The following is a 23,456-nucleotide window of genomic DNA, read 5'->3' on the forward strand; positions in this document are numbered from 1 at the left end:
CAAATCCAAAGAGATAATAGCCAACTCGTCCGAGATAATAGTCAACCTAGATAAAATAATAGCCAAAGCCAAAAATTCGCATCAGCAGAGATGGGATAATAGTCAAAAGCAGTGAGATAATAGCCAACTCGTCCGAGATAATAGTCAACCCAAATAAAATAATAGCCAAAGCCAAAAATTCGCATCAGCAGAGATGGGATAATAGCCAAAAGCAGTGAGATAATAGCCAACTCGTCCGAGATAATAGTCAACCCAAATAAAATAATAGCCAAAGCCAAAAATTCGCATCAGCAGAGATGGGATAATAGTCAAATCCAAAGAGATAATAGCCAACTCGTCCGAGATAATAGTCAACCTAGATAAAATAATAGCCAAAGCCAAAAATTCGCATCAGCAGAGATGGGATAATAGTCAACCTCAAAGAAATAATAGCCAACTCGTCCGAGATAATAGTCAATCCAAATAAAATAATAGCCAAATTTTTATGATCTACATATTTCTTTTTCTATGGGGGTCACATTAAACGCGCCGCTTCGTCGCAATTTATTTGTAACGAAAGTGTTAACGTCAGTTAAAAAAGGAGGTGGCTTAAAATTATTTTTCAGCCGTCCTCCCTTTTTCTAGCACTTATTTTTTTAAAGTTAATTTCGATACTATTTCAACCCGAGCTGTCTGAGGGAACATATCAACTGGTTGGATGTATTCAACGGTGTATAGCCTAGATAATTCTTTTAAATCCCTTGCGAAAGTGGATGGGTTGCAAGAAGTATAGACGAATCGTTTTGGTTTAATTTTTAATACGGTTTTAATAAAATTTGGTGCAAGACCAGTACGAGGTGGATCGACCGTTACAACGTCTGGTACAAATCCTTCTTTCGCCCATTTCTTAAGCCACTCTTCTGCTGGACCGTTATAGTATTTGGCATGAGTAAATCCGTGGTTTTGTGCATTTTTTTTAGCATCTTCAATGGACTCAGGAACGATATCCATTCCACGTACTTCTTTTGCATCTTTTGCAAGCCATAAACCGATAGTTCCGACACCACAATAGGCATCTACAACTGTTTCTTTGCCAGTTAACCCCGCGGCTTTTTTGATTTCATCATATAAAACAACGGTTTGTTTTGGATTGAGTTGGAAAAATGCGCGGGAAGATAAATCAAAAGCAAGTTCTCCTAATTTTTCGTGTATCGTCTCTTTGCCATCAAGTACAATGGTATCATCCCCAAAAATCAAGGAAGTTTTTGAAGGGTTGATATTTTGAGTGATGGAAACAATGCTTGAATCCAAATTTTTTATGCCTTGTATTAATTCCGCTTTTTTAGGAATTTCTTTTTTCGTCGTAACAAGGCAAACTTGTGTTTCTCCTGTTTGAATACCTGTACGAACGACAATGGTGCGAACAATTCCTTTTGATTTTCCATCATAGATTGGAATGTTCAGTTTTTGTAAAAGCTTTCGGATGCCGACAGTAATTTTTGTTGTTACAGGATGTTGTACGATGCAATCATTGATATTTAAGAGTTTATTCGTGCCTTCGACGAACAATCCGGCAGAAACATAGCTACCATTTTTTCGTACCTGGAAAGAGCTTTTATTTCGATAATGCCATGGATTGTCCATTCCAATAGTAATACGTATTTCTGCATTTTCAGCAATCTGTGGTACATATTTTTCTAAAGCTTGAATAACGATATCACGCTTTTCTTTTAATTGTCCTTCGTATGATAAGTGTTGTAATTGGCATCCCCCACATTGCTCATAAATTTTGCATGGAGGGGTTATGCGATTTTTTGAAGTTTCTCTAATTCGCACAATTTCCGCCTCGGCAAAATTTTTATGGATTTTTGAAACTTTTGCTGTGACGACTTCACCAGGAAGTGCTCCTTTTACGAATACAACATTCCGCTTGAAAAAGCCGACACCTTCACCATTGATTCCAAGTCGTTTAATTGTTAATGGAAATTTTTGACCGATTTCGATTTGCACTTTTTCAGACATCATTTCACGTCCTTTATTCAATCTTCAAATATTATAGCAATCGAATAAGGATAGGTAAAATTGCATATGTATGATTAGTGCAAGATAATAAATCAAGTTGATTATGTGGATTTTCTCCGAAATAAGTGTTATTGTTATAGATAATTAAATATTTTTATATCCTTCGGGGTCGGGTGAAATTCCCAATCGGCGGTGATGAAGCAATGCTTCTAAGCCCGCGAGCTCTTTTGGAGCAGGATTTGGTGAGAATCCAAAGCCGACAGTGAAAGTCTGGATGGGAGAAGGATGGTTTGTAAAAAATACCCATTAATCGTTAGTTAATGGGCTAGTTTAGTATACCCTTTTTTACATTCTATCTCCCGCATATAAGCGGGAGTTTTTATTTAGGTATACGTGAAAAATTTGCCTGTACACAGGCTTTTTTGTCATGCCTAAAAATACATCATTCTCCCAACCCCGTTAAGTTTTCGCTTAATGGGGTTTTTGCTTTTATTAAAAAATGAGGGGGATTTACATGTTTACTGGCTTAATTGAAGACAAAGGAATTGTCACTGCTATTCAAAAAGACGAAAAAAGTATGAAAATCGTTATTCATTCTCCAAAAATTGTGTCAGATGCGTCTTTAGGAGACAGTATTGCTGTCAATGGCGTTTGTCTAACAGTTACTCATTTAACAAAAGATGAAATGACGGTAGATGTCATGCCGGAAACTGTAAAAGCCACAACGATTCATCAGTTAAAAAAAGGAGACTATGTCAATTTAGAAAGAGCAATGGCAGCTGGTGGACGTTTTGGTGGCCATATTGTGTCGGGTCATGTGGATGGAGTAGGAACGATTCGCAGCAAAAAGCCGGTATCCAATGCAGTGTATTACGAAATTGAGATGCCGAAAGAACTGTTAGAACAATGTATTCCTAAAGGATCCATTACGATTGACGGGACAAGTTTGACGATTTTTGGAGTTAGTGATACAAGCGTCACAATTTCTCTCATTCCTCATACGTATTCAGAAACGATTTTAGGAATGAAAGGGATTGGCGATCAAGTGAATATTGAGACGGATATGTTGGGAAAATACGTGTTACATCATTTAAAGAAAATCAATCAAAAAGAAGAATCAAAAATTACGTTAGAGTTTTTAACTCAAAAAGGATTTTAAGGATGGTGGTTTTAATGTTGAACACGATCGAGGAAGCAATTGAAGAATTGAAAAAGGGGAAAACCATCATCGTTGTGGATGATGAAAATCGGGAAAACGAAGGGGATTTAGTGGCTTTAGCAGAGCATGCAACACCAGAGACCATCAATTTTATGGCGACATACGGCCGAGGTTTAATTTGTACGCCCATCATAGAAGAATTGGCACAAAAATTGGATTTACATGCAATGGTTGCAAATAATACAGACAATCATCAAACAGCATTTACCGTTAGTATCGACCATATTAGCACGACAACAGGCATTAGTGCATATGAGCGTTCAACAACGATTTTAAAAATGATAGATGATGATGCGAAAAAAGAAGATTTTCGCAGACCAGGACATGTTTTTCCGCTTATCGCCAAGAAAAATGGAGTATTGGAAAGACAAGGGCATACAGAGGCTGCAGTTGATCTAGCTAGGATTGCAGGATCATTTCCTGCGGGTGTGATTTGCGAAATTATGGGGGATGACGGAAAAATGTCTCGCCTCGATGATTTATTGAAATTCGCAAAAGCACATGATTTAAAAATTATTTCAATTGAGGAATTAGTTCGTTATCGTTTCCGAAATGAAGTGGTTGTAAGTCGGGCAGCATCAGTAAATATGCCGACAACATTCGGAAATTTTCGAATGATTGGTTATGAAAATGATGTTGATGGATTGGAACATGTGGCATTAGTAAAAGGGGATATCCATGAAGGAGAAACACCGCTTGTACGAATTCATTCAGCTTGTTTAACGGGAGATGTTTTTCATTCAAAACGTTGCGATTGTGGTCCACAGTTAGAAAAGTCATTAGAGATGATAGAGAAGGAAGGAAAAGGCGTTCTATTATATATGCAACAAGAAGGACGCGGCATCGGATTAATTAATAAGCTCAAAGCATATGCATTACAGGAACAAGGTTTTGATACGGTTGAAGCCAATCTGAAACTTGGGTTTCCTGCAGAGTTGAGAGATTATGCATTAAGTGCACAAATGTTAAAAGACTTAGGCATTACAAAAATTCGATTAATGACGAACAATCCAGAAAAAATTGAAGGTATCGAGAAATATGGCATCCAAGTTGTGGAACGTGTGCCAATTAAAATCGAACCGAATAATGCTAATGCTTTTTATTTAAAAACAAAAAGAGAAAAAATGCATCATTTTATTTAAACAAAGATATTGTATTTACATTTTAGAAGAGGGAGTAGTTGGAAATGGGAAAAATATTTGAAGCAAATTTAGTTGGAACAGGGCTGAAAATTGGCATTGTAGTAGGAAGATTTAACGAATTTATTACAAGTAAATTGCTAGATGGCGCAATGGACGGATTGAAGCGCCATGGAGTGGATGAAGAAAATATTGATGTGGCATGGGTACCGGGTGCTTTTGAAATACCGTTTATTGCAAAACAAATGGCTGAAACTGGCGAGTATGATGCGGTAATCGGTTTAGGAACGGTTATTCGTGGTTCTACAACTCATTACGATTATGTATGTAATGAAGCAGCAAAAGGCATTGCACAAGTTTCTCTGCAAACAAATGTGCCAGTCATTTTCGGAATTGTTACAACGGAAAATATTGAACAAGCGATTGAACGCGCTGGAACAAAAGCTGGAAATAAAGGTTATGATGCAGCTGTTTCTGCGATTGAAATGGCGAATTTGAAAAAGATGTTTAAATAATAGATGAAAAGCTGTTTGGAGAGGAAAACTTTCTAGGCAGCTTTTTTATTAGGTAGATTTTATAAGTTGAAGGATTTTATTGCTAAAGTTGAGGGTATTTGCACAAGTGGAAGAGTTATCTGCAAGAGAAGGGGTTGTATACGCATTAGCGGTGGAGGTAACTGCATAAGCGAGGTTTATTTACACAAGCAAGAGTTGTATCCGCACAAGAAGGGAATCTAAGTGCACGAGTACTATGTTTATCCGCACAAGTAGAAGAGTTATCCACACAAACAGGGGAGCTTAGTGCACAAGTGTGATGTTTATCTGCTCATGCAGAAGTTGTATCCGCACAAGCAAGCATTGTAAAAGGAACCCATTTTAAAATGGGTTCCACAAATTATATTAAGAAGCTTTCCCCCATAAATAATCATCAACTAAATGATCAAATACAAGATCGTCCAAGGTTCCAAAAGTATAACCCTGTTTTTTCGCTTCTTTTATAAAATCCGGCAATGCATCAGCATTATGTTCAGCAACCGTATGCATTAATATAATAGCTCCGGGATGCAGCTGACTGATTAACTCGTTGTATGCGTAATCTGCACCTTTCTTTTGATCGGTATCCCAATCTCTGAAAGCAATGGACCAAAAGATGTGAGTATAGCCATTTTCATTGCCTACTTCTAACAATTCAGTACTAAAAATTCCTTCAGGTGGTCGAACATAATAAGTACGATTAATACCCGTAATCTCTTTTAATTTCTTATCAAAATTTTGCCATTCTCTTAGCATTCCTTCGCGTGATAATCTAGCCATGTTCGGATGCTTATCTGAATGGTTTCCGATCGTGTGCCCATCTTTAACCATTCTCTTCACTAAATCCGATGCACTTGTTAAATAATGTCCCGTTAAGAAAAAGGTTGCTTTCACATCTTCTTTCTTTAATGTATCGAGTATTTTTTCCGTATAACCTGCTTCAAATCCGTTATCGAAAGTTAAATAAATTACTTTTTTCTCTGGATTTCCTCTATAAAACGCACCGTAGTTTTTTAATAATCCTTCAAACTCTGCACCAACATCTGGGGGATTTCCATTTTTCGATTTTGTAAAACCCCAATGGTATTCTTTTGCGAATGCTTGAGGTGCTGGGATACTAAATAACAAAACAATGGCCAGGGCAATATTGATCCATTTCAACTTGCTACCTCCTCTCCTTTTTGCCTTAGATTGTGCAAAAAGAAAGTGTTTATGCGACTTATATCGAATGGCAAATATCCCAAATCATATGAACGTTTCGGGATTTTGTGTATACTAAAAACGAGGAGTGTTTCAATGCAAGTAATTACAAAAATCACCCGTCAAAAAAATAATAAAGAGCGCTACAATATATATTTAAATGAAGAATTTGCCTTTTCAGTAGATGAATCCACTTTAATTAAGTTTGGCTTAACAAAAGGGAAATTACTCGATTCATTTGAAATTGATGAAATTGCATATGAGGATGAAATTGCGAAAGCCTTTAATCGAGCATCATCATATTTAAGCTATCAAATGCGAAGTGAATATGAGGTGAAAAAAAAGTTACTTGATGCGGGCTTTGGCGAATCAGTTGTACTCGAAGCAATTCGGAAACTTGAAAAATTAGGTTTCCTCAATGATGAAACGTATTCAAAAGCATTGCTTGAAACAAGTAAAAAAACTGCAAAAAAAGGTCCAATGGCTATAAAGCAAGACTTAATAAAAAAAGGAATTGATAAAAAAACGCTCGAAAAAACATTAAAAACATTTACATATGAAGAACAAATGCAATTAGCGATGCAGTTAGCTGAAAAAACAGTGAAGATGAATAGCAATAAAACACCTACCCAAATAAAGCAAAAAATACAGGACGTATTAATTCGAAAAGGATATTCTTTTGAAATTGTGAATGAAATACTTGACCAAATTCAATTAGAGCGAGAAGATGATGAATGGTACGAATTAATTACCTTACAAGGTGAAAAAATTTGGAATAAATATGTTCGGAAATATGAAGACAAGCAACTTGAATTAAAAGTAAAACAAGCCCTGTATCAAAAAGGATTTCCATTAGAGATAATCGAGCGATTTATCGATGAAAAGAGGGAGAAGGAATGAAAAAAACTTATGCTCAAATGACTCCAGAAGAATTGAGACAGGAAATAGCAAACCTTAAGGAAAAAGCAAGAAAAGCAGAACAATTAGGAATCGTCAATGAGTTTGCGGTTTACGAAAGAAAAGCGCTTATGGCTCAAGCGTATTTAATGGATCCGTCACTTATTAAGCCTGGTGAGATTTACAGAATTGATGGTGCTCCTGGGGAATATTTCAAAGTAGAATATTTAAAAGGACGCTTTGCATGGGGTTTCCGATTAAACGGTGAAAATTTTGAAGAAGCGTTACCTATTTCCATGCTCTCACCATTGAAAGCGGGGGAATAATATGGACGCATACACACTTATGGATAAATTGACGAAAGAATTATTAGAAAAAAATCCGTTTTTATCTGAAAACAAAGCTCGTACTTGGATTGAATTATTATGGTCTGATTTTGAAGCAACATATGCAAAAGCTGGTTATGTCTATCGTGGGGCAGAATATACAGAAAGAATTATTCGCCAATGGATTGAAAGTTATGGCGATAAAATCCATGAATTTGCAGGACGTAACCCGAAATATGCACATTTATTGGAAGAACAGTAATGAAAAGGGGTGTCTTGAAAGTCGAAAGCTTTCTAGACACCCTCAAATCATGATTTTTATAAATATTAGTCGAAGCAAGTTTCTTTGTCGCAGGTGAGCCGTCTCATAATGATTTTTCAAAAGACCACTTCAATTTCAATCACTTGCACCAATCTGCAATTTTCGTTGTAGTTTGTCTTCACTGTAAATCCAACCGGTATAAGAAGTAATAATGTTTAAATCTTCATCCAAATGAGCTACCGCAACAAAAGGGTAATGTTCATTACTTCGATATCTTAAATCGACTAATCGAACTTCTGTAAGACCATTTTCTAGTTCAGAAATGTCCCAATGATAAATTGGCGAGAACGATAAAAAAGCAGATAAATTTGGATCATTCAATGCTTTTTCCACCAATGGCGTTTGTGGTAGAGGACGAATTTTAAATTTATCGTATATATTAATCGTTCTTCCAAATGCTCGTCCTACATAGTAATGCGTTTCAGATTTTGCAGCAACCCGCCAAGTGAAAAAACGCATCGTTGGGGCAACAATGATGATTTTTGCATCTGGAATCGTTTTACGAACGGCATTTTTTACCGATTGTTGAAGTAAAAATCTTAAAATATAATAACCGATGATGATGAAATACATAATGGAGAAGATTATTACCGGGTTTGAACCTAAAGCCCATAAAATTATTCCAATACAGTGGATACCAAAAATATATGGATCAAAGGTATTGATGACACCTAGGGCGACCCACTTTCTTGAAAAGGGGCGTAAAGCTTGAGTTCCGTAAGCATTAAATATATCGACAAATACATGCAAAAAGACGGCAAGAAATGTCCATAGCCAAAGATGTAGTACATTGGCGTCTTGGAAAATGAGTGATACAATTGCGGTAATTCCAATAGGCCAAAGAATGACTGCAGGAGTGGAGTGGGTAATGCCACGATGATGTCTTATATAAACCGCATTATTGCGAAGTTTCAACACAGTATCTACATCGGGTGCTTGGGAACCAACAATCGTCCCAGTTAAAACGGCTGCAAATGTAACGCTATGATTTGCAACAACTGGATCCATTAAAGATAAGCCTCCGAGCGCAATGCCCATGACAAGATGTGTACCTGTATCCATCCAAATCAACTCCTTATAATCGGAGGACTACGCTTTTTAAAAATAAATGCAAAATTTATATAACTATATTATACCCTTTTAAATAAAATTAAAATCGAAAACTGGTAGGAGGTACTAGTGAAATATCCATATTCGCAACAATTTCGACAAAGTCTTGTCGAATGGTTTCACCGTGAAAAAAGAGACTTACCTTGGAGACGTACGAAAGATCCATATAAAATTTGGGTATCAGAAGTGATGCTTCAACAAACAAGAGTTGATACGGTTATTCCTTATTATCATCGTTTTATAGAGAAATATCCTTCGATTGAAGCTTTAGCATATGCCGATGAAGAAGAATTATTAAAAATGTGGGAAGGCTTAGGATATTATTCAAGAGCACGTAATTTACAAAGCGGCGTTAAAGAAGTTGTAGAAAAATACGGGGGTATTGTTCCGAACAATCGCCATGATTTACAACAATTAAAAGGTATAGGTTCCTATACTGCTGGAGCGATATTAAGCATTGCGTATAATCTTCCAGAACACGCAGTCGACGGAAATGTCATGCGTGTGTTGAGCCGAGTTTTACATATAACAGAAGATATTGCCCTTCCAAAAACTCGCAAAACATTTGAAAAAGCTGTCGAACAACTTATTCATCCTGAATACCCAGGCGATTTTAATCAAGCATTAATGGATTTGGGAGCGATGATTTGTACTCCGACTTCTCCAAAATGTTTACTTTGTCCTGTTAGAGAATATTGTGTCAGTTTTATGGAAGGTGACGCAGACCAGTTGCCAATAAAGTCGAAGAAAACAAAAGTAAAAAACGAATATTACTATGTTTACATCGCAGTGAATGATGGGAAAGTCTTATTTGAAAGACGACATAGTGATGGCTTGCTTGCAAATATGTGGCAATTTCCGATGATTTTTGTGGAAAAATCACCTGAAGAAACAGGGAAATCTTTTGAAAAAACATACAATGTTAAAATTACAAAAGTATTGGAAGAAGATTTTTTTGAACAAAAACATGTATTTTCACATCTCATTTGGAATTTACGATGTCATTTAGTAGAAGTAAAAGAAATTGGACCATTAGGAGACATGGTTCAGTTCGTAACATTAAAAGAAATTGAGGAATTACCACTTCCTGTGCCAATGATAAAAATTAAGAATTTTCTGAAACAATATATTTTTAAACCTTTGGAATAATAACCTGTTCATCTGTCCACAATATCTAGCGTGGAGGTGAACATTCATGGCAAAAAATCGCAACAAAAATAACCAAGAGGAGTTTGCTCAAGAACAAGATTTTCAACAAACTCGTCAAGATCAACAAAATAAACAACAACAAAATCAACAAAACCAACAAAACAACAACCGCAATAACAACAAATAAGGTATTATTTAATGAGTGAATAAATTTCACTTCCAGGTATAGACGTCTGTCTATACCTTATTTTTGTATTTGTAGCTTATTGTCACACAGCTTTTATGTAATTTTATGACATTTTAAATAGAAAAAAAGGAAATTTCTAAATATAATAAATAAAGAATGTGTAATTTTCTACAAGTTTTTATAAACATTGATATAATAAACGTGAGTATATAGAGAAAGAGTAAAGGTGGGGCTAAAATGACGGTACCGAAAGAAGGAGAAACCATACAAATACATAGTTATAAACATAATGGAAGCATCCACCGAGTTTGGCATGAAACGATGGTTTTAAAAGGAACGAAAAATATTATTATTGGAGCGAATGACAGAACGCTCGTAACGGAAGCGGATGGTCGAACTTGGCTTACAAGGGAACCTTCCATATGTTATTTTCATGCAGAACATTGGTTTAATATTATTTGCATGTTGCGTGAAGATGGAGTTTATTATTACTGCAACATGAGTTCTCCTTTCGTATTTGACAATAACGCAATTAAATACATTGATTATGACTTGGATATAAAAGTATTTCCAGATAAATCTTACACATTATTAGACGAAGATGAATATGAACAACATAAAAATGAAATGGGATATCCAGAAGTAATTGATAAAATTTTAAAGCGAAATGTAACGAAATTGTTGAGCTGGGTAAAGCAAAAAAAAGGGCCTTTTGCCCAAGACTTTATTGAAGTTTGGACAAACCGTTATTTATTTTATAAAGACATGCGGTCTAACGATAAATAACGAACAATGGCGTCTCACATGAAGAGACGTCTTTTTATTGTGGTAAAATATAAACGTTATATTTATGAAATATCAATTAGTAAAATTTGAACTCAACTAACTTTGGGTGGCATTAAGGATGTGACGATATTTGGATAGTATTAGAAGATATATGCAATTTGTAAAACCCTATTATTGGGAAATCATTTTAACCCTCATTATAGGAGTTATTAAGTTTGCTATTCCTTTATTTATTCCGTTTTTAACTAAAATTGTAATCGATGATATTATATTAAATACGGAATTAACGAATGCCGAGCGTATTGAGCAATTGGTTTATTGGCTAGGTGGAGCGATTATTATTTTCTTTATTATTCGTCCACCTGTTGAATATTACCGACAATATTTTGCCCAACACGTCAGCAATAAAGTGTTGTTTGATATTCGAAAAAAACTGTTTGTACATTTGCAAAAATTAAGCTTGAAATATTATTCCAATCATCGTGCAGGAGATATTATATCCCGTGTAATCAATGATGTCGAATCAACGAAAAACTTCGTGATGATTGGTCTTATGAACTTGTGGCTTGATATGACGACGATTCTTATTGTAATAGGAATCATGTTAACAATGAATTGGAAGTTAACAATTGTTTCTATTATTTCTCTTCCTTTATTTGCAATTAGCGTAAAATATTTTTTTGGAAGACTAAGGGCATTAACAAGAATACGTTCGCAAGCGTTAGCAAATGTACAAAGCTATTTACATGAAAGAGTAAGCGGCATCAGCATCATAAAAAGTTTTGCTCTTGAGGAACATGAGCAAAAGATTTTTGATAAAGAAAATGGAGAGTTTTTAGAAAAATCGTTGGATCATACAAGATGGAATGCAAAATCTTTTGCGGTTGTTAACACTATAACGGATATTGCGCCATTATTAGTGATTGGTTTTGCATCATATTTAATCATTAATGGACAACTTTCTGTCGGAGAAATGGCAGCCTTCATGGGTTATATCGAACGGTTGTATGCACCGCTAAGAAGATTGGTGAACTCATCGACAACGCTTACTCAATCCATTGCTTCCATGGACCGAATGTTTAGTTTGATGGATGAAGAATATGATGTTCAAAATAAATCGAATGCATTGCCTTTACCACCTGTATCGGGGAAAGTAGAGTTTAAAAATGTTGAATTTAAGTATGAAGAAGAAGGAAACCCAGTCTTGAAAAATGTAAACTTTACAATTCAACCAGGAGAAACAGCAGCGTTTGTAGGAATGAGCGGTGGAGGAAAATCGACGATTGTTAGCCTCATCCCACGTTTTTATGATGTAACGGGTGGTTCGGTAAAAATTGACAATCGAGATGTGCGGGATGTAGATATTAAATCATTGCGCTCGCAAATTGGGATTGTATTGCAAGACAATATTTTATTCAGCGATTCAGTGAAACAAAATATTTTAATGGGAAAACCAGATGCAACTGATGAAGAAGTCGTTGCTGCAGCAAAAGCAGCAAACGCTCATGATTTTATTATGTCCTTGCCAAATGGCTATGACACAAAAGTGGGAGAACGAGGTGTGAAGCTTTCTGGAGGTCAAAAACAACGCATCGCGATTGCAAGGGTGTTCTTAAAAAATCCTCCGATATTAGTGTTAGATGAAGCAACTTCCGCTTTGGATTTAGAAAGTGAAGCGTTAATTCAGGAATCTTTGGAACGTTTGGCAAGTGATAGAACGACAATCATTATTGCCCACCGTCTTTCAACAATTACCCATGCAGATAAAATATTTGTTATCGATCATGGTGAACTAATTGAAGAAGGAACTCATGAGTCGTTAATGTCGAAAAAGGGAGTTTACCATGATTTATTCCAAATACAACATTTAGAATAATTGATTTTGCACTCAACCAATTGAGGTTGGGTGTTTTTTTATGTTGAAAATAATGTTATGCTCTAAAAATATTTAATTTCTTCATCACCTTATATAGATAAAAAAACAAAATAAAACTTTTGTCGGATTGAATAAATTGAATAATTCTAAATTTTCTGTAATAAAAACAAATATTGCTAGGTTAGATATAAAAGTATAAAATGTTTAGTAAAATGAAAAAATTTTTAGTTTAGGGAATTTTTTTTCTTATCTGGCATTTGTTAAAATTAAATCATTATATTATGATATTCTACTTTTTTACTAGTAGTATTTTTGATTTAAGGTAGAAGGATGATTAACTAAGCCATTCATTCAAGCGAATTTTTTTTGCAATATTATTTCAGAAAATTCTAAGTAAAAAGTAAAATGAGTCAATTTTTCAACACGAAGCTACAAAAAACAAATGGGGTGAATACATGGAAAGAAAAGTGTTGTTAGAGGTAAAAGGATTAGAAACGACGTTTTTTACTAACGACGGAAAAATTCCTGCAGTAGATCATATAGATTTTAAAGTTTATGAGGGAGAGATATTAGGAATTGTTGGAGAATCTGGTTGCGGGAAAAGTGTTACCTCGTTATCCATAATGGGACTAGTTCCAAACCCTCCAGGAAAAATTACATCAGGTGAAATATTACTTGAAGGCAAAGACTTAACGAAGCTTTCTGAAAAAGAAATGAGAAAGATTCGTGGAAAAGATATTGCCATGATATTTCAAGAACCAATGACGTCTCTAAATCCTCTCTATACAATTGGTAACCAATTGATTGAGGCTATTCGAATACATAATAAGTGGGATAAAAAGAAGGCTGCCAATCATGCCATTGAAATGATGAAACTTGTTGGGCTTCGTCGAGCAGAAGAATTGATGAAAGAATATCCCCATCAATTATCAGGGGGGATGAGACAACGTGTAATGATCGCGATGGCTTTGGCATGTAATCCGAAACTAGTTATTGCTGATGAACCGACAACCGCTTTGGATGTAACAATCCAAGCGCAAATTATGAAACTAATGCAAGACTTGAATAAAAAATTCAATTCAGCTGTTCTACTCATTACCCACGATTTAGGGGTAGTGGCGGAAATATGTGAACGAGTAATTGTTATGTATAGTGGACAAATTGTGGAAGAAGCACCAGTGATGGAAATATTTAAAAATCCGAGCCATCCATATACAAGAGGATTAATTCAATCAGTTCCAGATATGCGAGAGAAAAAAGAAACGCTCTATTCTATTCCTGGTGCAGTGCCGAAACCTGGGTCAATAAAAGTAGGATGTCGATTTGCACCAAGATGTGAATTTGCGAGAGAACGTTGCTTTAATGAAAATCCTCCAATATATGATGTTTCAGCCAATCATAAGGCAAGATGTTTCTTATTGGAAAAAGGGGAGGGGACAGTTTATGACAAACGTGCTGTTGAAAGTTGAACAATTAAAAAAACATTTTCCCAAGAAAAAAAAGGGATTTTCAAAAACAACTGATGTAGTGAAAGCGGTTGATGGTGTTTCGTTTGAAGTATATGAAGGTGAGACACTGGGCATTGTGGGGGAATCGGGCTGTGGAAAGTCCACAACAGGAAGAATGATTATGCGGCTTTTGGAGCCGACGGATGGAAAAATCTATTTTAATGGCATTGAACTAACATCTCTCTCAAAAAGTGAGATGCGGAAAGCAAGAAGAGATTTACAAATGGTGTTCCAAGACCCTTATGCTTCATTAAATCCAAGACATACTGTTGAACAAATATTAGAAGAACCGTTAATTGTTCATGGTATTGGAAATAAAAGTGTTCGAAAAGAAATGGTAAAAGAATTTCTCCAAATCGTTGGTTTAAATTCGTACCATGCAAAAAGATATCCCCACCAATTTAGCGGTGGGCAAAGACAGCGAATTGGTATTGCAAGAGCTCTAATGACAAATCCAAAACTCATCATTGCTGATGAACCAGTGTCAGCATTAGACGTTTCGATACAGGCTCAAGTTCTAAATCTAATGAAGCGCTTACAAGAAGATTTGAAACTAACATATATATTTATTGCACATGATTTAGGTGTTGTACGACACATTAGTGATCGTGTAGGGGTCATGTATTTAGGAAGATTAGTAGAATTAGCAGAATGCGAATCTCTTTACGAGGAACCGTTACATCCATATACAAAAGTGTTGCTTTCTTCAGTTCCAATACCGGACCCTACTTATCAAAAGGAACAAATCTTGATTCAAGGAGATGTTGCAGAATCTCTACCAAAGAATGGTTGTTTATTCCAACAAAGATGTCCATTTGCAACAGAAGCATGTAAGACAATAGTTCCAGAATTAAAAGAAGTTAAACCTGGTCATTCTGTTGCGTGTCATCTTTATGATGAACCGCAGCAATGACATAAATTTAAGATTTGAAATTAGGAGGGGTTTTATGTTAAAAAAACTTTGGTCAGTAGGACTGCTTCTACTGATATTCGTTTTGGCTGCTTGTAGCGGTAATGATAAAGCGAATGAACCAGCTGAAACGGACGGAGACAAAAAATCAAATGTACCGCAAGTATTAGTATTTGGACGCGGTGGAGATTCAGTATCTCTAGACCCAGCGATTGTTACAGATGGTGAATCAGCAAAAGTAACAATCAACATATATGAAACATTAGTAAATTTCGGTGAGCAAGATACAACGATTCACCCAGGACTTGCTGAGAGCTGGGAAGTAAGTGAAGATGGTTTAACGTATACGTTTAAACTACGTGAAGGTGTCAAGTTCCATGATGGTACAGATTTCAATGCTGAAGCGGTAGTGAAAAACTTCGAACGCTGGAAAGCTGGAGCTTCAGAAAAATTCTATTACTATCACTCCATGTTTAAAGCTGATGGAGAAGATATTATTAGTGAAGTAATTGCTGATGGCGATTATACGGTTATCTTTAAATTATCAAGACCACAAGCACCATTCTTGAAAAACTTAGCGATGTTCCCATTCGGTATTGCTTCACCTACAGCTTTAGATCAATATGGTGAAAGCTTTGGAGATAATCCAGTTGGTACTGGACCATTTAAGTTTGTTGAATGGAAACGAAATGATTCTATTACACTTGAAAAATTTGAAGATTACTGGCAAGAAGGTTTACCAAAGTTAGACAAAGTTATTTTCCGCTCTATTCCTGATAACTCAGCGCGCTTAAATGCATTAGTTGCTGGGGAAATCGATTTAGCAGACGGAATTAATCCATCAGATGCACAATCAGTTGAAGCAAACGCGAATTTACAACTAATTGAACGACCATCTATGAATATTGGTTATTTAGGTTTAACTAACACTCGTCCACCATTTGATAATAAACTAGTGCGTCAAGCAGTGAACCATGCAATTGATAAACAAGCGATTGTAGACGCATTCTATTTGGGAAGAGCTGAAGTGGCAGTAAACCCAATGCCACCATCTATTAGCGGTTATAATGATGCGATAAAAGATTATGAATATGATCCAGAAAAAGCAAAAGCTCTTCTTGCTGAAGCTGGATATGATGGTACACCAATTGAACTTTGGGCGATGCCTGTACCACGTCCATATATGCCAGATGGAAGAAAAATTGCTGAAGCTATTCAGAAAAACTTACAAGACGTTGGAATTCCATCTGAAATTAAAACAGCAGAATGGGCAACATATTTAGATATGGCGAAAAATGGTGAATTCGATGCATTCTTATTAGGTTGGACTGGTGACAATGGGGATGCAGATAACTTCATTTATACATTACTAGATAAAGATACAATCGGAAGCAATAACTATGCGTACTATGCGAACGAAGAAGTTCACAACTTACTAATCCAAGCTCAATCTGAAGTAGACGAAGAAAAGAGAAATGAGCTATATAAGAAAGCTCAAGAGATTATAAAAGAAGACGCTCCTTGGGTACCATTAGCTCACTCTATACCACTTCTTGCTGCTAAGAAAGGTGTAACGAACTACAAACCACATCCAACGGGTTCAGAAGTATTATCGAATGTAGAAATTCAGTAATTTCATGCAAGGCACTCATGCAAGTTGTATGAGTGCCAAGCATTTATACCATTTGTAGAGGGGTGAAGAATATGCTTCACTACATAGGGCGTAGATTTTTGCAACTAATCCCTGTGCTTCTTGGAATGACTTTTATTGTATTTTTAATTATTCGTGCAATTCCTGGGGATCCAGCCCAAATGATTTTAGGACAACAAGCAACAAAAGAATCTGTGGAAGCATTAAGAGAAAATTTAGGACTAAATAATCCGTGGTATATTCAATATTTTGATTACTTAAAAGGGTTGCTTACAGGAGACTTAGGGGTATCTATCCGAACAAATCAACCAATATCTACTGAAATTTGGCCATATCTTGCCGCAACCTTTGAATTAGCGTTTTTTGCGATGTTTATTGCAGTTGTAATCGGAATGAATGCTGGTATTATATCGGCTTGGTTCCAAAATACTTGGTTTGATTATTTAGCAATGGTAATTGCTTTAATTGGCGTATCGGTGCCAGTGTTTTGGCTTGGTTTGTTAGAACAATGGTTGTTCAGCATTAATTTAGGATGGTTTCCTACTTCTGGACGTGAGGAAGTACGAGATCCAATTATGGCCATAACGCATTTTTATTTAATCGATACATTAATTCAAGGTAGATATGATCAATTTGGAACAGTCGTAAAACACCTAATTTTGCCTGGAATGGCTCTTGCAACTATCCCGATGGCGATTATTGCCAGAATGACTCGTTCATCTATGCTTGAAGTAATGCGATCTGATTACATTCGCACAGCTCGTGCAAAAGGACAAAAAATGTTTATTGTCGTGTATAAACATGCTTTAAAAAATGCAATTATTCCAATTTTAACGGTAATTGGTTTACAAACTGGATTGCTGTTAGGTGGAGCTATTTTAACAGAAACAATTTTTAGTTGGCCAGGAATTGGTCGCTACATATATGAAGCAATTGGATTTAGGGATTATCCGGTGATTCAATCTGGCATTTTAGTTGTGGCATTTCTCTTCGTCATTATCAACTTTATTGTCGATATTTTATATTCATTCATTGACAAGCGAATTAAGTACAACTAGAAGGAGGGGGAGACTATGGCAGAAACAGCAACAAAAGACATGAATGTGCAAGTAGTGGAAGATAAAGTGACGTCTCCTTGGAAAGAAGCGTTACGCACTTTTCTAAGAAGTAAATCGGCTGTAGCGGGAACAGTCATTGTATTGTTTTTCATCCTTGTTGCACTTTTTGCTCCAATTATTGCTCCTGAAGGGATTAACGAGCAAAAGTTAGGAGATCCAAGCACTCATTTAGTACCTCCTTCAAGTGAATTTTGGTTTGGAACAGATGAATTTGGAAGAGATATTTTTTCTCGTGTTGTATGGGGGGCACAAATTTCTTTAACAGTCGGCTTTGGTGCGGTTGTATTGTCTGCTGTTCTTGGTAGTTTTTTAGGAATCATTGCAGGCTATTATGGTCGATGGGTTGATACGATCATTTCAAGGTTCTTTGATATTTTACTAGCCTTTCCAAGTATATTATTGGCTATTGCAATTGTTTCAATTTTAGGTAGTTCCTTACAAAATGCTCTCATTGCGATTGCTATCGTAAACGTGCCGAATTTTGGAAGGTTAATTCGTTCAAAAGTATTAAGTGTTAAAGAAGAAGAATATATAACAGCAGCAAAGGCAATTGGAATGAAAGATTCCAGAATATTATTAAGACACATATTGCCAAACTCTTTTGCACCAGTCATCGTTCAAGGTACATTAGCAATTGCGACTGCTATCATTGAAGCGGCAGCTCTCAGCTTCTTAGGGTTAGGAGCGGAACCGCCACAACCAGAATGGGGTAAAATGTTAGCGGATGCACGCATTTATTTAATGAATGCACCTTGGACAATGATTTTCCCTGGACTTGCAATTATGTTAACTGTTCTTGGATTTAATTTAATGGGGGACGGATTAAGAGATGCGCTTGATCCAAAAATGAAAAACTAAAGTCTTTCCAATTTGATAAATAAGAGCTTGCTGGAATTTTTGTCATTCTAGCAAGCTCTTTTTAGCATTATTGACTTTGGATCTTTATTTATACTTCAAATAAATCTGTCGATAAGTATCGTTCTCCAGTATCAGGTGCAAGGCACAGCACATTTGCTTGTTTAGGAAGGTCTTTCGCAAATTGAATTGCAAAATAGGCAGAAGCTGCGCCAGATGCACCGACTAAAATTCCTTCTTCACTAGCTAGACGTCTTGCTGTCTCTTGGGCAGCTCCATCTTCTATATGAAGAATTTTATCATAAATGTTTGTATTTAAAATTTTAGGGATGAATCCTGGTCCTGTGCCTGGGATTTTGTGTGGCCCTGGGCTTCCACCAGCGAGTACTGGAGATCCAGCTGGTTCAACAACGTAAATTTTCAAGTTTGGCAAAGCTTTCTTCAATTCTTCTCCTGTACCTGTAATAGTGCCGCCAGTACCTGCTGTTAAAACAAAAGCATCTAGTTGATTTCCGAAAGCATTTAATATTTCAACCGCTGTTGTATTTCGATGAGCATCCGAATTGGCTTCGTTCTCGAATTGGAGTGGAATGAAGTGATCTGGAATGTTTGCTGCAATTCGATATGCTTCATCAATGGCACCTTGCATTCTCAAATGACTTGGAGTTAAGTACACTTCTGCTCCATATGCCCGCATTAATTGAATGCGTTCTTTCGTTGCATTATCAGGCATCGTAATAATACAACGATAACCTCTAACTGCACAAACCATTGCAAGCCCGATTCCTGTATTTCCTGACGTTGGTTCAATGACGGTACTTTTCCCAGGGATTAATTTTCCTTCTTTTTCTGCACGTACAATCATATTATAGGCAGCGCGGTCTTTTACGCTCCCACCAGGGTTAAAAGATTCCAATTTTATATAAACGTTTGCTCCTTCAGGAGAAGGTAGTTTATTTAATTTCACAATGGGCGTGTTGCCAATAAGTTCTACGATCGAATTATATCTTTTCATAATGGACGTCCTTTCAAAGAGTGTTACTAAAAATTAACAGTACTTTCATTAAACGAAGACGGGCAACTTCTCCAAGTTGCTCATACCCATAGGATAAGGACAAGACTTGGTTAAGTGCCCGCATTTTACAATAAAATTTTGTTATTATTGTTCATTTAATACTTCATTTAAATAAGAAAGGTTTACAAGTCCTTCGATGTTGTCAGAATTAATGTATCCGGCTTCTTTTGAAATTACTGCCATTTCTTTAATGACATCTTCATTTACATCTGTTGTCGCTTTTAATCGAGCAAATGCTTTCGTTACTTCATCAGATGAAAGCTCTTTACCTGTAATTTCTTTAATATGATCTAAGAATAGTTGAATCGCTTCATCTGGATTTTCATTAATAAATTGAATCGCTTGAATATGCGCTTTTAAATATTTTTTTGTAAGTTCTGGGTTAGCTTCTGTAAATTTTGTTTGTGCTACTACAACAGTGTTTGTTGATTCACTGCCCCAAGCAAATTCATTTTCATCTAATAATAATTTAGCACCTGCAGTTGTTTCGATATTTACTCCCCAAGGTTCTTGAGTTGCAGCACCATCTAATTCTCCTTTTAATATTAATGCTGCTGTATCAGCTGGTGCTTGTTTAACTGTAATGACATCTTTCACATTTACCCCAGCGTCAATTAGAGATTTTCTTAAACCAACATCTTGCGTACTACCGAATGTTGGGATAGCGATTTTTTTACCAACTAAATCTTGCACAGAGTTTATATTTGAATCGCCAGCAACAACTAAAACCGCTCCACCGTTAACTGCACCTGAAATAATTTCGTGTTTTGGATTTTTAATAAATGTGTTTAAAGCTGGAGTAGGTCCTACTGTACCGATATCAATGGCGTTAGTTGACATAGCTTCCATGAAGGAAGAACCATCACTAAAAGTATTTGTAGAAATCTTTACATCGCCAAATTGTTCTTCAAAATATCCTTTTTTCAATGCCACAATTGTTGCGATATGTGTCATATTTGGGAAATAGCCGATACGAATTTCAGTTGCTTCAGAACTACCTCCAGATTCTCCACTATTTTCTGAACCGCTGTTTCCACATGCAGCGAGTACAAATACGATAAGTGATAAAATCGCTAAGTATAAAATCTTTTTCATTTTTACATCTCCTTTTAAGTTGATGAAATGCCCCATTTACGGAATACAAATTTTTCGAGGCGAACGAAGACAATATTGTCTATTAGAGAGCCAATGATTCCGATGATGATCATGATGCTGAAAATTAAATCCATCGCTTGAATAGAGCGGCCTAAGTCAAGCAATGTTCCAAGACCGCCACCACCGCCGCCAAGTAATTCTCCAGCAAGAACGGCTCGCCAAGCAAGAGCCCAAGCAATGCGAAGTCCTGCAATTAGCTGCGGGATGGAAGCTTTAAAAATAACAGTTCGGAATAAATGCCAGCCAGAAGATCCCATCGTTTGTGCTACACGTATCAATAGGGGATTTACTCCTTTAAATGCAGCGCTCGATGTAATGGTCACAGAGATGGCGGCACCTAATATGACAATAAATAGAACAGATCCTACCCCTAGTCCGAACCATAAAATGGCTAGCGGCAACCAAACGATATTTGGAATCGCCTGTAAGCTTGTTACAAAAAATCCAAGCGTATCATCTACAACTTTATATTTATAAATTAATAATCCTAGTAGCAGCCCAATTACGACAGCAATAATAAATCCGATAATCAGCCTTAGTAGGGAAGCACCTGTAGCTTCTAGCAATTGACCAGAGGCAATTCCACTAATGAAAGTTTTAAATACAGTTACTCCCCCAGGTTCATTTGGAAAAAGTAGGGGTGGCCACATAAATGCAGGAAATAGTTGGAGTTTAGATATCGCTTCCCAAATTATTATGAGGATCAATATGAAGGCGATCCTTCTTAAGTGCGTAATCACTGCCTAATTCCTCCTTCAGCACTTTTTCCATCTCTTGCTCAAGCTCAGATAAAATGCGAGTTTCTAAATAATTTAAAATGCTGTCGGATGAATTGCGTGGACGTGCTGCCTGCACTGAAAATATATTTTTTATTCCACCTGGCCGTGTTTTCATTAATACAATTCGATCTGAAAGAACGACAGCTTCACGAATGTTGTGGGTAACAAAAATAACTGTTTTACCCGTTTCTCTCCATAAGGTCTCCAGTTCTTGATGAAGTACCATTCGCGTTTGTTCATCTAATGCAGCGAAAGGTTCATCCATTAATAATATTTCTGGGTCCATTACTAAAGCTCGAGCAATAGCAACTCGCTGCTTCATCCCTCCAGATAATTCATGAGGGCTTCTGTCAGCAAACTTGCCAAGGTGCACTTTTTGAATCCAATTCATTGCCCGCATCTTTGCTTCTTCTTTTGGCACTTTTTTTATAAGCAATCCATACATGACATTTTCTAAAACAGTCATCCAAGGAAATAAGCCGGATTCTTGAAAAACAACAATACGATCATTTCCAGGCCCTGTAATCGGTGAGCCATTAATTAGCACTTGTCCAGAAGTTTCTTTTTCAAGTCCAGCAATGATATTTAATAATGTAGATTTCCCACATCCAGAAGGTCCAAGTAAGGAGATGAATTCACCACGTTTTATTGATAGTGAAACATCTTCTAATGCAACTGTCTCGGAATGATTTTTCTTAGAAAACGTTTTGTATACGTTCTGTAATACAATATGTTCGGTCATTTTCATTCACCTAATTTCTTATAAAACAAACTAAATTAATGGGTTTTGTTGTTAAAAGAAATTTTAATCATTAATAAAAATAATTTCTGTCACTTTTGTTACAAAATTAAAAGATTTTAGTATAATCAAAGTATATAAGGAGGAATTATGGGAAAAATCGCAGATAAATTAATGCAATTCGGTGAGTTAGTTACAGTAAAAAGGGGAAAACCGATTTATCAAACAGGAGAGAAAATAAATTCATTTTATTATATTGAAAAGGGAATAGTGAAACTGGCTGCGGATTCTTTAGATGGTAAAACAACGACCATTTCTTTAAACGAGTCAAATGAGTTTTTTGGATATTTAGAATATTTAAAGGGATGTCAGGAATATACAAGATACGCTGTGGCGCTGACAGATTGTATACTTTATTCAATGCCGATTGATTTATTACATAATCCTTATATAAGAGAAAGTTTTATTTTTGATTCTTTGATACAACAATTAGAAAAAGCGGAACAGTTAAACTTCGTGCTTTCTACGATGACAGTTCCTGAACGGTTACGATGGTTGCTTTTAAAAATGGCAAAAGATAAAGAAGGAGTACTATTAATTGAATCTCCTCTGACCCATGAAGAAATGGCGAATTATCTTGGTTGCAGCCGTCAAAAAATCAGTAACTATTTAAGTAAATGGAAAAAAGATGGAGCCCTTTCTTATGATAGTGGAATCATTATGATAGTTGATGTTGAAAAACTACAATAAAATATTTTTCAGCCAACAAAAAAAGAGCGAATCGATTCGCTCTTTCAGCTTGTAGACAAAGTCCCTAACTAGGGGCCAAATCTACAGGCTTTTTTGTATAATAGGGATAGAATTCTTGGTTAACGGGGGAAATTTAGGATGTTATCGAAGCGTACTGACAATAATCGAAAT

The 23,456-nt window shown here is 36.1% G+C and carries 23 protein-coding genes and 1 riboswitch; of the genes, 16 read left to right on the plus strand and 7 right to left on the minus strand.

What is annotated here, in order from left to right:
- Nucleotides 1-627 precede the first annotated feature (627 nt).
- Nucleotides 628-2,001: a 23S rRNA (uracil(1939)-C(5))-methyltransferase RlmD gene (gene rlmD, locus HF990_RS12925; protein ID WP_168412750.1), complete on the minus strand. Its 1,374-nt coding sequence runs from the start codon at nucleotides 1,999-2,001 to the stop codon at nucleotides 628-630.
- Nucleotides 2,002-2,156: 155 nt separating this feature from the next.
- Nucleotides 2,157-2,291: riboswitch (FMN riboswitch) on the plus strand.
- A 224-nt stretch (nucleotides 2,292-2,515) separates the two neighbouring features.
- On the opposite strand from rlmD, the gene ribE reads away from it, so the two are divergent.
- Genes ribE through ribH form a run of 3 tightly spaced genes read left to right on the plus strand, consistent with a single transcriptional unit; the run spans nucleotide 2,516 to nucleotide 4,874 of the window.
- Nucleotides 2,516-3,160 (plus strand): riboflavin synthase, encoded by a 645-nt coding sequence (gene ribE / locus HF990_RS12930; RefSeq protein ID WP_016837873.1) that lies wholly within the window; start codon nucleotides 2,516-2,518, stop codon nucleotides 3,158-3,160.
- Nucleotides 3,161-3,174: 14 nt separating this feature from the next.
- Nucleotides 3,175-4,362, plus strand: a complete 1,188-nt coding sequence (locus tag HF990_RS12935; protein ID WP_016837872.1) for a bifunctional 3,4-dihydroxy-2-butanone-4-phosphate synthase/GTP cyclohydrolase II — start codon at nucleotides 3,175-3,177, stop codon at nucleotides 4,360-4,362.
- A 44-nt stretch (nucleotides 4,363-4,406) separates the two neighbouring features.
- Nucleotides 4,407-4,874: a 6,7-dimethyl-8-ribityllumazine synthase gene (ribH, locus tag HF990_RS12940; RefSeq protein ID WP_026019034.1), complete on the plus strand. Its 468-nt coding sequence runs from the start codon at nucleotides 4,407-4,409 to the stop codon at nucleotides 4,872-4,874.
- A gap of 384 nt (nucleotides 4,875-5,258) precedes the next feature.
- Here the strand turns inward: ribH and HF990_RS12945 are convergent, their stop codons facing one another.
- Nucleotides 5,259-6,053: a delta-lactam-biosynthetic de-N-acetylase gene (locus HF990_RS12945; protein ID WP_016837870.1), complete on the minus strand. Its 795-nt coding sequence runs from the start codon at nucleotides 6,051-6,053 to the stop codon at nucleotides 5,259-5,261.
- A gap of 135 nt (nucleotides 6,054-6,188) precedes the next feature.
- Between HF990_RS12945 and recX the strand changes: the two genes are divergently transcribed.
- Genes recX through HF990_RS12960 form a run of 3 tightly spaced genes read left to right on the plus strand, consistent with a single transcriptional unit; the run spans nucleotide 6,189 to nucleotide 7,577 of the window.
- Nucleotides 6,189-6,992: a recombination regulator RecX gene (recX, locus tag HF990_RS12950; protein ID WP_168412751.1), complete on the plus strand. Its 804-nt coding sequence runs from the start codon at nucleotides 6,189-6,191 to the stop codon at nucleotides 6,990-6,992.
- A complete protein-coding gene (locus HF990_RS12955; RefSeq protein WP_168412752.1) occupies nucleotides 6,989-7,315 on the plus strand; it encodes a YfhH family protein in 327 nt (108 codons plus the stop codon). The genes recX and HF990_RS12955 overlap by 4 nt, the downstream gene beginning before the upstream one ends.
- A 1-nt stretch (nucleotide 7,316) precedes the next feature.
- Nucleotides 7,317-7,577: a YfhJ family protein gene (locus HF990_RS12960; RefSeq protein WP_016837867.1), complete on the plus strand. Its 261-nt coding sequence runs from the start codon at nucleotides 7,317-7,319 to the stop codon at nucleotides 7,575-7,577.
- Nucleotides 7,578-7,712: 135 nt separating this feature from the next.
- Here the strand turns inward: HF990_RS12960 and HF990_RS12965 are convergent, their stop codons facing one another.
- Nucleotides 7,713-8,699 carry a metal-dependent hydrolase gene (locus tag HF990_RS12965; protein WP_016837866.1) on the minus strand — a complete coding sequence of 329 codons (987 nt, stop codon included), beginning with the start codon at nucleotides 8,697-8,699 and terminating at the stop codon, nucleotides 7,713-7,715.
- A 117-nt stretch (nucleotides 8,700-8,816) separates the two neighbouring features.
- On the opposite strand from HF990_RS12965, the gene mutY reads away from it, so the two are divergent.
- The 9 genes from mutY to HF990_RS13010 all read left to right on the plus strand — a co-directional run bounded on the left by mutY (nucleotide 8,817) and on the right by HF990_RS13010 (nucleotide 18,790).
- On the plus strand, nucleotides 8,817-9,896 hold the full coding sequence (gene mutY, locus HF990_RS12970; protein ID WP_168412753.1) for an A/G-specific adenine glycosylase: 1,080 nt from the start codon (nucleotides 8,817-8,819) through the stop codon (nucleotides 9,894-9,896).
- 46 nt (nucleotides 9,897-9,942) lie between these two features.
- The gene (locus HF990_RS12975) at nucleotides 9,943-10,083 is read left to right on the plus strand and encodes a hypothetical protein (protein ID WP_016837864.1); all 141 of its coding nucleotides are present in this window, start codon (nucleotides 9,943-9,945) and stop codon (nucleotides 10,081-10,083) included.
- A 237-nt stretch (nucleotides 10,084-10,320) separates the two neighbouring features.
- Nucleotides 10,321-10,869, plus strand: coding sequence for a nucleoside tri-diphosphate phosphatase (gene ntdP, locus HF990_RS12980; protein WP_016837863.1), 549 nt, complete (start codon nucleotides 10,321-10,323; stop codon nucleotides 10,867-10,869).
- Nucleotides 10,870-10,999: 130 nt separating this feature from the next.
- Nucleotides 11,000-12,745 (plus strand): ABC transporter ATP-binding protein, encoded by a 1,746-nt coding sequence (locus HF990_RS12985; protein WP_168412754.1) that lies wholly within the window; start codon nucleotides 11,000-11,002, stop codon nucleotides 12,743-12,745.
- A gap of 455 nt (nucleotides 12,746-13,200) precedes the next feature.
- Nucleotides 13,201-14,214 (plus strand): ABC transporter ATP-binding protein, encoded by a 1,014-nt coding sequence (locus HF990_RS12990; RefSeq protein ID WP_016837861.1) that lies wholly within the window; start codon nucleotides 13,201-13,203, stop codon nucleotides 14,212-14,214.
- Nucleotides 14,189-15,166, plus strand: a complete 978-nt coding sequence (locus HF990_RS12995; protein ID WP_016837860.1) for an ABC transporter ATP-binding protein — start codon at nucleotides 14,189-14,191, stop codon at nucleotides 15,164-15,166. The genes HF990_RS12990 and HF990_RS12995 overlap by 26 nt, the downstream gene beginning before the upstream one ends.
- Nucleotides 15,167-15,200: 34 nt before the next feature.
- Nucleotides 15,201-16,796, plus strand: coding sequence for an ABC transporter substrate-binding protein (locus HF990_RS13000; protein ID WP_016837859.1), 1,596 nt, complete (start codon nucleotides 15,201-15,203; stop codon nucleotides 16,794-16,796).
- A gap of 71 nt (nucleotides 16,797-16,867) precedes the next feature.
- Nucleotides 16,868-17,872, plus strand: a complete 1,005-nt coding sequence (locus HF990_RS13005; protein ID WP_096552226.1) for an ABC transporter permease — start codon at nucleotides 16,868-16,870, stop codon at nucleotides 17,870-17,872.
- A gap of 15 nt (nucleotides 17,873-17,887) precedes the next feature.
- Nucleotides 17,888-18,790, plus strand: a complete 903-nt coding sequence (locus HF990_RS13010; RefSeq protein WP_016837857.1) for an ABC transporter permease — start codon at nucleotides 17,888-17,890, stop codon at nucleotides 18,788-18,790.
- 88 nt (nucleotides 18,791-18,878) lie between these two features.
- Here the strand turns inward: HF990_RS13010 and cysK are convergent, their stop codons facing one another.
- The 4 genes from cysK to HF990_RS13030 all read right to left on the minus strand — a co-directional run bounded on the left by cysK (nucleotide 18,879) and on the right by HF990_RS13030 (nucleotide 22,538).
- Nucleotides 18,879-19,802 carry a cysteine synthase A gene (gene cysK, locus HF990_RS13015; protein ID WP_016837856.1) on the minus strand — a complete coding sequence of 308 codons (924 nt, stop codon included), beginning with the start codon at nucleotides 19,800-19,802 and terminating at the stop codon, nucleotides 18,879-18,881.
- A gap of 144 nt (nucleotides 19,803-19,946) precedes the next feature.
- Nucleotides 19,947-20,957, minus strand: coding sequence for an aliphatic sulfonate ABC transporter substrate-binding protein (locus tag HF990_RS13020; protein WP_168412755.1), 1,011 nt, complete (start codon nucleotides 20,955-20,957; stop codon nucleotides 19,947-19,949).
- A gap of 14 nt (nucleotides 20,958-20,971) precedes the next feature.
- Nucleotides 20,972-21,724: an ABC transporter permease gene (locus tag HF990_RS13025; protein ID WP_016837854.1), complete on the minus strand. Its 753-nt coding sequence runs from the start codon at nucleotides 21,722-21,724 to the stop codon at nucleotides 20,972-20,974.
- On the minus strand, nucleotides 21,690-22,538 hold the full coding sequence (locus tag HF990_RS13030) for an ABC transporter ATP-binding protein (RefSeq protein ID WP_016837853.1): 849 nt from the start codon (nucleotides 22,536-22,538) through the stop codon (nucleotides 21,690-21,692). The genes HF990_RS13025 and HF990_RS13030 overlap by 35 nt, the downstream gene beginning before the upstream one ends.
- A 147-nt stretch (nucleotides 22,539-22,685) precedes the next feature.
- On the opposite strand from HF990_RS13030, the gene HF990_RS13035 reads away from it, so the two are divergent.
- Nucleotides 22,686-23,285: a Crp/Fnr family transcriptional regulator gene (locus tag HF990_RS13035; protein WP_016837852.1), complete on the plus strand. Its 600-nt coding sequence runs from the start codon at nucleotides 22,686-22,688 to the stop codon at nucleotides 23,283-23,285.
- Nucleotides 23,286-23,456 lie beyond the last annotated feature (171 nt).

The organism is Ureibacillus thermosphaericus (assembly GCF_012396605.1).
Taxonomy (GTDB): Bacteria; Bacillota; Bacilli; order Bacillales_A; family Planococcaceae; genus Ureibacillus; species Ureibacillus thermosphaericus.